At 64.3% G+C, this 12,179-nt stretch carries 10 protein-coding genes; 6 read left to right on the forward strand and 4 right to left on the reverse strand.

The window, feature by feature from the left end; genetic code table 11:
- Nucleotides 1–26: 26 nt before the first annotated feature.
- Entirely contained in the window at nucleotides 27–1,499 is a 1,473-nt protein-coding gene (locus ACVWZA_RS05500) for a leucyl aminopeptidase (protein ID WP_457310168.1), read from the reverse strand.
- A gap of 173 nt (nucleotides 1,500–1,672) precedes the next feature.
- Here ACVWZA_RS05500 and ACVWZA_RS05505 point away from each other — a divergent pair, with 173 nt between their 5' ends.
- The 4 genes from ACVWZA_RS05505 to rsmA all read left to right on the forward strand — a co-directional run bounded on the left by ACVWZA_RS05505 (nucleotide 1,673) and on the right by rsmA (nucleotide 7,185).
- Nucleotides 1,673–3,919 (forward strand): LPS-assembly protein LptD, encoded by a 2,247-nt coding sequence (locus ACVWZA_RS05505; protein WP_457310169.1) that lies wholly within the window; start codon nucleotides 1,673–1,675, stop codon nucleotides 3,917–3,919.
- A 140-nt stretch (nucleotides 3,920–4,059) separates the two neighbouring features.
- Nucleotides 4,060–5,352, forward strand: coding sequence for a peptidylprolyl isomerase (locus tag ACVWZA_RS05510; RefSeq protein ID WP_457310170.1), 1,293 nt, complete (start codon nucleotides 4,060–4,062; stop codon nucleotides 5,350–5,352).
- A gap of 7 nt (nucleotides 5,353–5,359) precedes the next feature.
- Entirely contained in the window at nucleotides 5,360–6,355 is a 996-nt protein-coding gene (gene pdxA, locus ACVWZA_RS05515) for a 4-hydroxythreonine-4-phosphate dehydrogenase PdxA (RefSeq protein WP_457310171.1), read from the forward strand.
- Nucleotides 6,352–7,185 carry a 16S rRNA (adenine(1518)-N(6)/adenine(1519)-N(6))-dimethyltransferase RsmA gene (rsmA, locus tag ACVWZA_RS05520; protein ID WP_457310172.1) on the forward strand — a complete coding sequence of 278 codons (834 nt, stop codon included), beginning with the start codon at nucleotides 6,352–6,354 and terminating at the stop codon, nucleotides 7,183–7,185. The genes pdxA and rsmA overlap by 4 nt, the downstream gene beginning before the upstream one ends.
- Before the next feature lie 4 nt (nucleotides 7,186–7,189).
- Here the strand turns inward: rsmA and ACVWZA_RS05525 are convergent, their stop codons facing one another.
- From ACVWZA_RS05525 to guaB, 3 genes are all read right to left on the reverse strand, one after another.
- On the reverse strand, nucleotides 7,190–7,705 hold the full coding sequence (locus ACVWZA_RS05525; RefSeq protein ID WP_457310173.1) for a tetratricopeptide repeat protein: 516 nt from the start codon (nucleotides 7,703–7,705) through the stop codon (nucleotides 7,190–7,192).
- A 46-nt stretch (nucleotides 7,706–7,751) separates the two neighbouring features.
- On the reverse strand, nucleotides 7,752–8,927 hold the full coding sequence (locus ACVWZA_RS05530; protein WP_457310174.1) for an RsmB/NOP family class I SAM-dependent RNA methyltransferase: 1,176 nt from the start codon (nucleotides 8,925–8,927) through the stop codon (nucleotides 7,752–7,754).
- A gap of 193 nt (nucleotides 8,928–9,120) precedes the next feature.
- On the reverse strand, nucleotides 9,121–10,578 hold the full coding sequence (guaB, locus tag ACVWZA_RS05535; RefSeq protein ID WP_457310175.1) for an IMP dehydrogenase: 1,458 nt from the start codon (nucleotides 10,576–10,578) through the stop codon (nucleotides 9,121–9,123).
- A 148-nt stretch (nucleotides 10,579–10,726) separates the two neighbouring features.
- Between guaB and ACVWZA_RS05540 the strand changes: the two genes are divergently transcribed.
- Both ACVWZA_RS05540 and ACVWZA_RS05545 read left to right on the forward strand, forming a co-directional pair.
- The gene (locus ACVWZA_RS05540) at nucleotides 10,727–11,713 is read left to right on the forward strand and encodes an SPFH domain-containing protein (protein ID WP_457310176.1); all 987 of its coding nucleotides are present in this window, start codon (nucleotides 10,727–10,729) and stop codon (nucleotides 11,711–11,713) included.
- Nucleotides 11,710–12,168, forward strand: a complete 459-nt coding sequence (locus ACVWZA_RS05545) for an NfeD family protein (RefSeq protein WP_457310177.1) — start codon at nucleotides 11,710–11,712, stop codon at nucleotides 12,166–12,168. The genes ACVWZA_RS05540 and ACVWZA_RS05545 overlap by 4 nt, the downstream gene beginning before the upstream one ends.
- The last annotated feature ends 11 nt before the right edge of the window (nucleotides 12,169–12,179 follow it).

The following is a 12,179-nucleotide window of genomic DNA, read 5'->3' on the forward strand; positions in this document are numbered from 1 at the left end:
AACCGACTGGGAAATCGACTTGGACATCAGCTCTCGAAATTTTCCGCCACGAAACGATCGAGCAGGCGTACGCCATATCCCGTCGCGCCCTTGTCGAAGGTTGGGCCGGCCTTGTCGGCCCACACCATGCCGGCGATATCGAGATGCGCCCAGCGCACGCCGGTCTCGACATAACGCTGAAGGAATTGCGCTGCGGTGATCGAACCGGCGCCGCGTGGCCCGACATTCTTCATATCGGCGATTGGGCTGTCGATCAGCTTGTTATAAGCGTCCGAGAGCGGGAAGCGCCACAACAGGTCGCCCGACGCCAAGCCCGCCGCGAGCAGCTGATCGGCAAGCGAATCGTCATTGGCGAAGCAACCGCCATGTTCATGGCCGAGGCTGACGATAATTGCGCCGGTCAGTGTGGCAAGATCGACGATCGTCTTGGGTTTGTGTGTCCGTTGTACCCAGGTCAGCGCGTCGCACAACACCAGCCGTCCTTCGGCATCGGTGTTGAGCACTTCGATCGTCTGGCCCGACATCGACGTGATCACGTCGCCCGGCCGCATCGCCGCACCATCTGGCATATTCTCGACCAGCCCGCACACGCCGATCACGTTGGCCCTGGCCTTGCGCGCCGCAAGCGATTTCATCGCGCCGACCACTGCCCCCGCGCCGCCCATGTCCCATTTCATGTCTTCCATGCCGGGCCCGGCCTTGAGCGAGATACCGCCGGTATCGAAGGTTACGCCCTTGCCGACCAGCGCGAGCGCGGGATCGCCCTCACCTGCACCGCTCCATTTCAGCGCGAGCAGCCGCGCTTCGCGTGCCGAACCCAGGCTGACACCAAGCAGCGCGCCCATACCGAGGTCGCGCATCGCCGCCTCGTCGAGCACGGTGACTTCAAGGCCGAGGCCCTGGACCTCGGCAAGCACCTTGGCGACGAAGCTTTCCGGATAGATCACGTTGGGCGGCTCGGCGACCAATGTGCGGGTCAGTTCAAGGCCTTCGGTCAGCGCCTTTTGATGCGACCAGGCCGCATCGGTCCCCTCCGGCGCGTTGAGCAAGGTGATCGAGGTCAGCGTGGGCTTCGACTTTTCAGGCAATTTGGTGCGGTAGATATCGTGCCGCCAGCTACGCTGCGCCGCCGCTGCCGCGAATCGCGCGGCGGCCTTGGCGGTCGGCGTCGCAGCGGCCAGATCGACCGTGATCGCCTCCACGCCGGAGGTGAGCAGACGTGCGGTCAACGCGCCACCCGCCTTCTCATATTCGGCCTCGCCACCATTGCCGACGCCGAGCAGCAGGATGCGGCGAACGCCTTCGCCCGCACCGACGAAAATTTCGGCGATCGCTGCGGTCTCGCCGTCGAACCGGCTGCTCCGTGCCGCGCCGAGCACGACCTTGCACGCGGCGTCATCGAGCCCGGGGAAATTGGCCCGTTCCAGTCCATCCTTCTCGATCGGCATCGCGAGCGGCGCGCCGGCATCGGCAGCCGCGGTGGAGAAAAGAATCTGCATGGAAACCTCGGAGGAAATGAACGGGGGATTGAGTCGCCACCCTCTAGGCCAGAGGACGCTGGCTGGCAAAGTCCGGTGCCGACAGTCAGCGCGATTGCGGCGGACGCCTCGTGATGCGATAGGGCGGGCGTTCGCGCGTCATTCCGGCGCGTCCTGGGGGTGTGTTTCCCAACGTGAAGCGTTCCGATCTGCTCCTGACCTGTGCGGCACCGCTCGCCCTGTTTCTCGCTTACGGGGCGCAGGCACAGGATCTTCAGTCACGCCCGGTGGCGCCGCCGCCACCGTCCGAAACACCGCTGCCCACGACTGATGAGCAGGTGCAGTTCACCGCCGGGTCGCTCGAATATGACCTCAACGAAGAGGTCATTACGGCGATCGGCGATGTGCGCATGTATCGCGGCGGCGATCGGTTGCGCGCCGACAAGGTCATATGGAACCGCAATACCGGCAAGGTCATGGCGAATGGCAATGTCGCGGTGACCAACCCCGGCGGCGACACGGCTTATGGTGATTCGATCGAGTTGACCGATGCGCTCAAGGACGGCGTGGTCGACAATATGCTGATCGTGCTCGAACGCGGCGGACGACTTGCGGCGCGCAAGGGCACCAGATCGCTGGACGAGACTGTAACGCTCGACGACGCGGCCTTCACACCGTGCGCGGTCACCACCGAAAAGGGTTGCCCGAAGGAACCGTCGTGGAAGATTACCGCGGTCAAGGTGATCTATCGCCCCGATCGCGACCGGATCTACTACAAGGGCGCACAGATCAACCTGTTCGGCCTGCCGACCATTCCGCTGCCGAGTTTCTCGCACACGGTCGGTGACGGCAGTGCAAGCGGCCTGCTCAGCCCCGACATCCGCTTCGGCGGCAGCAACGGCTTCGAATATGCGCAGCCCTATTATTTTCGTCTCGCGCCCAATCGCGGACTGATCCTGACGCCGCGGGTGTTCAGCAAGGTTCTGCCGATGATCCAGGCGGATTATAGCGTGCTGACCAGCAAGGGCGCCTATCGAATCAACGGGTATGCGACGGTCAGCTCACGCAGCAACGACCTGTTGTCGAACGCGGCGGCGACGACTCAGGAAACCGCCTTTCGCGGTTATCTCGAAGGCGTGGGCCGCTACCAGTTCGATGAGAACTGGAGCGCGCGGGCATCGATCCGCCTGGCCAGCGACCGCACCTTCCTGCGCCGCTACGACATGTCGCGCGACGACCGACTGCGGTCGACCGTCAGTCTCGAACGGATCGATGCCGACAGTTATTTCGCACTCACCGGCTGGTCGATCCAGACGCTGCGCGTCAACGATCGTCAGGGGCAGCAACCGATCGCGCTGCCAGAGCTCGATTATCGCCGCCGCTTCGGCGATGGGCTGCTCGGCGGCAAGTTCGAGGTGCAGGTCAACACGCTGGCGATCACCCGGACCGGCGGACAGGACACTCAACGCGCCTTTGCCAGTGCGCGCTGGGACCTGCGCAAACTGACTTCACTCGGCCAGGAAGTGACTTTCACTGCCTATGCGCGCGGCGACGTCTACAACGCCAACGATACGCTCGCGACGACGATCCCGAGCTATAGCGGTGTCGAGGGCGTGCACGCTCGTGCGATCGGCGCCCTGGCGGTCGATGTGAAATGGCCGCTGATCGGCGAATTCCTCGGCGGAACGCAGCGCCTGACGCCCCGGTTTCAGGTTGTCGCCGCGCCCAAGACCGAGAATCTCGACATTCCCAATGAGGATGCGCGTTCGGTCGATCTGGAGGATTCAAACCTTTTCGCGCTCAACCGTTTCGCCGGCTATGACCGGTTCGAGGATGCGACACGCTTCACTTATGGCCTGGACTGGGCGCTGGACCTGCCGGGCCTGTCGATCAAGACCAATGTCGGACAAAGTTATCGCCTGGGCCAGCGCCCGGTGATCTTTCCCGACGGCACCGGCCTGACCGACCGTTTCTCCGACATTGTCGGCCGCAACGAGATCCGCTTTCGCGATTTCGTATCGTTCACGCAGCGTTATCGGATCGACAAGGATGATCTGGCGGTGCGCCGCAACGAACTCGACCTGACCGTCGGATCGCGTAGCACTTATGCGCTGGTCGGTTATCTGCGGCTCAATCGCAACATTGACCGGACGCTGGAGGATTTGCAGGATCGTGAAGAGGTGCGCCTCGCCGGCCGTGTGCAGATTGCGCGCTTCTGGTCGGTCTTCGGATCGACGGTGATCGATCTCACCGACCGCAACGAGGATATACTTTCGGTTTCCGATGGTTTCGATCCCGTACGGCACCGTGTCGGCGTCGCGTATGAAGATGATTGCCTCAGGCTCGGGCTCACCTGGAAACGCGATTATCAGAAAACTGGCGATGCGGTTGCGGGCAACAGTTTCCTGTTGACGCTGGCATTCAAAAATCTTGGCCGCTAAGCTTGGGTTCACCTGCCCTGTTTCATGAAAATTATCGCCGGGGCGCTACGGCGCGATAAGGGATTTAGAACGACGTGATGATTTCGAAGACGAAGGCGGCCCGAACCGGCCGCGCTGTTGCATTTCTGGCAGGCGTCGCAATGGCGGGTGTCGTTGTCGCGCAGACCGTTAGTGACAACAGCGTGCCCGCCACCGGGCTCGACATTCCCGCTAATATGCAGATCTTTGGCAAGGTCGATCCGAACGTGCGCAAGCCGACGGCGATCGTCAACGAAAGCGTCATCACCGGAACCGATGTCGATCAGCGCGTCGCGTTGATCGTATCGGCAAATGAGTTGAAGCTGAGCTCGGAGGACAAGGATCGCCTGAAGCTGCAGATCCTGCGCCAGCTGATCGACGAGACGCTGCAGATCCAGGAGGCCAAGGCCAACGAGATCACCGTCTCGGCGCCGGAAATCACGCAGAGCTTCGAGCGCGTCGCGCGCAATTTCAAGCGCTCGCCGGTCGAGATGCGCACCTATCTGCGCTCGGTCGGATCGTCGGAACGCTCGCTGAAGCGCCAGATCGAGGGGGAGCTGGCCTGGCAGCGCTACCTGCGCCGCAAGGTGGAGCCGGGCATCAATGTCAGCGAAGAGGAAGTGAAGGCCATCCTGGATCGCCTCAAAAACTCTAAGGGCATGGAGGAATTCCATGTCAGCGAAATCTATCTGTCGGCGACGCCCGAGCGGCAGCAACAGGTCATGGCCACCATGCGCCAGATGATCGAAAAGATTCAAAAAGGCGAAGCGCCGTTCGCCTATTTCGCCCGCTCCGCCTCCGAAGCCTCGACGCGCAGCGTCGATGGCGATCTCGGCTGGGTGCGCGCCGCGCAGCTGCCTGATGCGCTGGCCAGCGCCGCTACCACGATGCAGGTCGGCCAGCTTGCCGGGCCGGTCGAAGTGCCGGGCGGCTTCTCGATCCTCTATCTCGTCGACAAACGGCAGGTGCTGACCGCCGATCCGCGTGATGCGCGGCTGGCCCTGAAACAGCTCACCATCCGCTTCCCCACCGGCACGACTCAGGCGGGGGCAACCGCGCGAGCTGCCGATTTTGCCAAGGCGATCGAGACGATCCAGGGCTGTGGCGGGGTTGCCAAGATCGCCGGTGATATCGGCGCCGAAGTTGTGGACAGCGACGCGGTCGCGGTTCGCGACCTGCCGCCCGCGCTGCAGGAGATACTACTCAAGCTGCAGGTCGGCCAGGCGACACCACCATTCGGCTCCGCGCAGGACGGCGTTCGTGCGCTAGTCGTGTGTGGCCGTGACGACCCGCGCAACGGCGATCTTCCACGTGCCGACCAGATCCAGGCGCAGATGGAGCAGTCGCGCGTCAATTTGCGTGCTCAGACATTGCTGCGCGATCTTCGCCGTGACGCGATCATCGATTATCGCTGAGCGCCCGATGACCTTGCCGCTTGCTGTCTCGATGGGCGACCCCGCCGGGATCGGCCCGGAAGTGATCGCCAAGGCCTGGGTCAGGCGCGACGCGCATGCGCTGATGCCGTTCTTTGCGGTCGGTGATGCGCGCGCGATCGCGGCCGTTTGGCAGGGGCCGATCGCGCGGATCAGCGACCCGGCCGAGGCGAATGGCAGTTTTGCCGATGCGCTGCCCGTACTCAATGTCGAGGATGGCGGCGAAATTGTGCCTGGCCGGCCCGACGTCGATGGCGCGCGTTGCGCGCTGCATTCGCTGGAGATGGCCGCCGGCCTCGCCCGATCGGACACCGCGCGCGCGCTGATCACCGGGCCGGTGTCGAAGGCGCAGCTCTACCAGATCGGCTTCGCTTATCCCGGACAGACCGAATTCATCGCCGAACGCTGCGGCATTTCGGGCGATAACGCGGTGATGATGCTCGCCGGGCCCACGTTGCGCGTCGTGCCGGTGACCACTCATGTCGCATTGAACCTCGTGTCGGAAATGCTCTCGGTCGAACTGATCGTCGCCAAGGGCCGCGCGACCGCACGCGGGCTGCAGCGCAATTTCGGCATCGCCTCACCGCGCCTGGCCTTTGCCGGGTTCAACCCGCATGCCGGCGAAGGCGGGGCGATCGGCCGCGAGGAGATCGACTTCATCATCCCCGCAATCGCACAGCTGCGCGACGAGGGCATCGACGCGACCGGCCCGTTCGCCGCCGACACCATGTTCCACGATCGCGCACGTGCAACTTACGACGCGGCGATCTGCTGCTATCACGATCAGGCGTTGGTGCCGCTCAAGACGCTGCACTTCGACGAAGGCGTCAATATCACCCTCGGTCTTCCGATCGTACGCACCTCGCCCGATCACGGCACCGCGTTCGGTATCGCCGGCCAGAACAAGGCCGAGCCGGGCGCGATGATCGCCGCGATCAGGATGGCCGGGGAAGCGACCGCGCGTCGCGCTGCTGCGGACGCGTGACCGATACCCCACTGCCGCCATTGCCGCCGCTGCGCGAGGTCATCGCGCGTCACGGCCTTACCGCGAGCAAGGCACTGGGGCAGAATTTCCTGCTCGACGGGCAATTGCTTTCGCGTATCGCGCGCGTGCCGGGCGACCTTCAGAATGCCGAAATATTCGAGGTTGGTCCGGGCCCTGGCGGCTTGACCCGTGCCCTGCTCCAGGCCGGCGCGCGCGTCACGGCGGTGGAGCGCGACCGGCGCTGCATCCCGGCACTGGCGGAACTGGGCGAGGCTTTTCCCGGCAAGCTGCGCGTGATTGAGGAGGACGCGCTGGAGATCGACGCGGTGACCTTGTTTGAGGGCAAACCGCACATCGTCTCCAACCTGCCCTATAATATCGGCACCGCGCTGCTCGTGCGCTGGCTTTCGGCCGGCTGGCTGCCCTGGTGGTCGAGCCTGACCCTGATGTTCCAAAAGGAAGTCGCCGATCGCATCGTCGCCGGTACCGATGACGACGCTTATGGTCGGCTCGCGGTGCTCGCGCAATGGCGCAGCAGCGTGAAGCTCGCAATGCCGGTCCACCGCTCGGCCTTCACCCCGCCGCCCAAAGTGATGTCGGCGGTGGTGCATATCGTGCCGTTGGAGGCGCCTCAGGGTGTCGATTTTGCGGTGCTGGAACGCCTGACCGGTGCGGCGTTCGGTCAGCGGCGCAAGATGTTGCGGCAGAGCGTCAAGGGCGTACCCGGCGCTCTGGCGGCCTTGGAGCAAGTCGGGATTGAGGTTACACGCCGGGCGGAGACAGTGAGCGTGGCGGAGTTTGTCGAAGTGGCGCGGGTGATGAGCGCCTAAAGCGTCATTCTTTCGCAGTCGCCGGCTTTTCCGGCACCTTGGTCTGCGCCGCCGCCGTCACGATCGGCGGTCCTTTGGCGATCACCGCCGCCAGCGTCACGGCCTCGGGGCAAGCGGCCTTGCCGCACAGCGTCCTGATCTTGCCGAGATTGGCCTTGGCCTGGATTACCGCTCCCTTGGCGACCAGCGCCGCGCCCTGGCCCTGCAGCGCCACACGGTCGTTCGGCTCGATCAGCAACGCTTCGCGGTAAAGGCGGATCGCCTTGCCGGGCAGGCCGCGCGCCTGGGCAACGTCGCCGAGCGTGACGAACGCGGCGCGGTTGCGCGGATCGACCGCCAATGCGGTTTCCAGCGCGTCGGTCGCACCGTCGAAATTGCCGGCCGTCTGTGCCGCCTTGCCTTGTGCAAGCAGTGCCATCGATCGCGGGTCGATCTGATCGTCGGGGCGCTGGCCATGGAGGGCGGTCGATACCGTGAGCAACGTCAGGGCTGCTGCGGCGGCGACGGACGAATAACGCATGATGCTCTCCAACAGCGGCAGTACGGGTTTTGTCACGATTGTTCGGCTAGCATGGCCGTTTCAGTCTTGCGACAAAAAACCCGTCGGTATCGTCATGAGCCGGGGTGAGCCGGATGCCCGGCCCATGTGACCGGCCGGCAGGCAGCTCAAGCTGATCGACGCTCCATTCCGGATGCTCGCCAAGGAAATGCGCGATTTGCCCCGCGCCTTCGTCGTCGAGCAGCGAGCAGACGATATAGACCAGCGCCCCGCCCGGCTTGACCAGACTCGCGCCGATCCCGAGTACATGCGCTTGAGTTGCGACCAGTCGTTCGATCCGGTCGGAGGTCAGTCGCCAGCGCGCCTCCGGATTGCGGCGCCATGTACCGGTGCCCGAACAGGGCGCATCGATCAGCACGCAATCACTGTTGCCCTGCCAATCCTCCAGCGCCTCGATCTCGCGCGTCGGGTTGAGCAGCCGCGTTTCGATGATCGTCGCCCCGGCCCGTGCGGCACGCGGCGCGATGCGCGACAGGCGGTTGCGATCGGTGTCCGTCGCAAGCAGCGCTCCGCGATTATCCATCTCCGCCGCCAGCGCGAGCGTCTTGCCGCCGGCACCGGCGCACAGATCGACGATGCGCATATCGGGCGCGGCCTTGGCCGCCATGGTCACGATCTGGCTGCCCGCATCCTGTACTTCGACCGCGCCGTCCTTCGCCGCCTCAAGCGCCTCGACATTGGTGCCCGAAGGAAGCCTCAACGCATCCGGCAGTGCCGCGATCGGCTCGGCACCCTCGATACGCTCGGGCGCCGGCTTGAGGCGATTGATCCGTACGTCCAGCGGCGCGCGGTCGATCAGCGCGGGGAGTTCTTCCTCACCGATGCCCGACTCCAGCAATTTGGCGACAATCCAGTCGGGTGCGGTGCCGATTTTTGCGGCGGTTTCGCTGGCGCCTATCGCAGCTGGAGCATGCGCCGAACCGTCGAACAATGCCGCAATGTCCGGATCGGCCTGCGCCAGCGCGAGCATTGCCGCCCTGCCGCTTTTGGGACGATCGCCGAGTTGCCGGATCGCCGCATAAACCAGTTCGCGTACCGCGCGCCGGTCCTTGCTGCCAGCATAACGGCGCTCGGCGAAATAGCGCGCGATCAGCGTATCTGCGGCCGCGCCCTGGTCACGTGCGGCGACGACGATTCCGTCGAGCAGCTCGATCGCTGCCTGAATTCGTGCCGATGGTGTCATTCTATGTTCCAGACTTCGTCGTGCCGGGCTCGCCCCGGTATTTGTGCAAAGTGCGCACCCGATATGCGTTTCCCCGGCGAAGGCCGGGGCCCAGTCGCACGGGTCGAGGTAACGAAGGGCACCGCGCAGTTACTGCTGCTCCGCAACTGGCCCCGGCCTTCGCCAGGGAAACGGAAAGAAAAAACCTACGCGCTCAACGCGTCGGGTAGTTGGGCGCCTCGCGCGTGATCGTCACGTCGTGCACATGGCTTTCCATCAGGCCGGCGCCGGTGATCTGCACGAAGCGCGCGCGCTTCTGCAGTTCTTCGATCGTCGCCGAACCGGTATAACCCATCGCCGCTTTCACCCCGCCAACCAGCTGATGGATCACGTCGCGCGCCGGACCCTTGAACGCGACCTGCCCCTCAATGCCTTCGGGCACGAGCTTGAGCTGATCCTTGATATCGCCCTGGAAATAACGATCGGCCGATCCCCGGCCCATTGCGCCGACCGACCCCATGCCGCGATAGGATTTGTACGCGCGGCCCTGATATAAAAAGGTTTCGCCCGGCGCTTCCTCGGTCCCCGCGAGCAGCGATCCGATCATCACGCTCGACGCGCCCGCTGCCAGCGCCTTGGCGATATCGCCCGACGTGCGGATGCCGCCATCGGCGATCACCGGAATGCCCGCCTTATGCCCTTCGGCTGCGCAATCCATCACCGCGGTCAGCTGCGGCACACCGACTCCGGCGACGACGCGTGTGGTGCAGATCGAACCGGGTCCGATGCCAACCTTGATCCCGTCCGCGCCGGCATCAATCAGAGCGCGGGTCGCCTCCGCAGTGGCGACGTTACCGGCGATCACCTGAACCGAATTGGACAGTTTCTTGACCCGCTCGACCGCACGCGCGACGTCGCGATTATGACCGTGCGCGGTGTCAATGATGACCAGGTCGAGCTCGGCATCGACCAGAGCGCTGGTCCGCTCGAAACCCTTGTCGCCGACCGTCGTTGCCGCCGCGACGCGCAACCGCCCGGTCGCGTCCTTGGTCGCGTTGGGATACATCACCGCCTTCTCGATATCCTTGACGGTGATCAAGCCGATGCAGCGATAGGATTCATCGACCACGATCAGCTTCTCGATCCGGCGCTGATGAAGCAGGCGGCGCGCCTCTTCCTGGTTGACGCCGGTGCCGACCGTGGCGAGATTCTCGTGCGTCATCAGCTCGGCGACCGGCTGACGCGGATTGCCCGCGAAACGCACGTCGCGGTTGGTCAGGATGCCGACCAGCTTGCCGTCCTTCTCGACCACCGGGATGCCGCTGATCCTGTGGCGCGTCATCAGAGTCTGCGCCTCGGCCAGTGTCGCGTCGGGCGCGATGGTGATCGGGTTGACCACCATGCCCGATTCGAAGCGCTTGACCTGGCGTACCGCGGCGACCTGCTCGTCGATTTCCATGTTGCGGTGAAGCACGCCGATTCCACCGAGCTGGGCCATGACGATCGCCATGTCGGCCTCGGTCACCGTGTCCATCGCCGATGACAGGATCGGGATGTCGAGCTTGATGCCGCGCGTCAGCAGCGTCGATGTGTTGGCCTGGCTCGGGACGATGTCGGACTCCGCCGGATATAGCAGGACATCGTCGAACGTGAGACCGAGGCGGATTTCCATGGGATGCCAGTTCCTGCGCGGGGAGAATCGTGGCGGCTCATGTAACCAAAGCCACCGCCATGCGCTAGGGCCTGGACCAACGCATTTGACTGTCCTTGTCCCGCTGATCTGCTAAATTGTCGAGCAACGGCTTTTGGAGGGCGATATCATGGAATTGACCGCAGGCGTGCTCGTCCTGGCACTGGTGTTGCTCTACCTCTTCACGAGCATCAAGATCGTCCGGCAAGGTTATCAATATACGATCGAACATTTCGGGCGCTTCACGACTACGGCGCGTCCCGGGTTCAATTTCTACCCCGCATTCTTCTATCGCGTCGGCCGCCGCATCAACATGATGGAGCAGGTCATCGATATTCCGGGGCAGGAGATCATCACCAAGGACAACGCGATGGTCGCGGTCGATGGCGTGGTGTTCTTCCAGGTGCTCGACGCGGCCAAGGCGGCGTATGAGGTATCCGAACTCTATGTCGCGATTCTGCAGCTCACGACGACCAATCTGCGCACCGTGATGGGGTCGATGGATCTCGACGAAACGCTGTCGAAACGCGACGAGATCAATGCCCGGCTGCTCTCGGTGGTCGATCATGCCACCACCGCCTGGGGCGTGAAGATTACCCGGGTCGAGGTGAAGGACATCCGCCCGCCCGCTGATATCGTCAACGCGATGGGCCGCCAGATGAAGGCCGAACGCGAGAAACGGGCAAACATCCTCGAGGCCGAAGGCTCGCGCGCTTCCGAAATTTTGCGCGCCGAGGGGCAAAAGCAGTCGAAGATCCTTGAGGCGGAAGGGCGGCGCGAAGCCGCGTTCCGCGACGCCGAAGCACGCGAACGCGCTGCCGAAGCCGAAGCAACCGCGACCAAGCTCGTCTCGATCGCGATCGAACAGGGCAGCCCGCAGGCGATCAACTATTTCATCGCGCAGAAATATGTCGAGGCGGTCGGCAAGTTCGCCACCTCGCCCAATGCCAAGACGATCCTGTTCCCGGTCGAAGCGACTCAGCTGATCGGCACACTCGGCGGGATCGGCGAGATCGCGCGCGAGGCACTGGCCGATCGCCCTGCTGCGGCGCAGCACCCGGCACCATTCACGCCCCCTGCCCGCAAGCGCGGTCCATTAGAGCCCGGTGAACAATGAGCTTCGATGGAATGAGTGCCGGCGCGTTCTGGCTGACCGCGGCGCTGGTGCTCGGCGTGACCGAATTGCTGCTGCCCGGTGTCTTCCTCGTGTTCCTGGCGATCGCCGCGGCGATCACCGGGGTCGCGAGCCTCGCCTTGCCCGACTTGCCCGCACCTGCGCAATTCGCCTCATTCGCGATCTGGAGCGGGGTCGCGGTGATGATCGGGCGGCGCTGGTACCGCGACTATCCGGTCGCCTCCAGCGATCCGATGCTCAACGACCGCGCGGCGCGGCTGATCGGTGAAATCGTCACGGTCGATCAAGCGATCGATTCGGGTGGTGGACGGGTACGCCTCGCCGATGGAAGCTGGCCGGCACGCGGCCCGGACTCACCGGCAGGCTCCCGGATGCGCGTCGTCGCGGTCGAGGGTGGCGTGCTGGTGGTCGAGGCAGTCACCCTGCCCGCCGCTTGATTGCTCCCCGG

This window comes from Sphingomonas sp. UYAg733 (assembly GCF_054057355.1).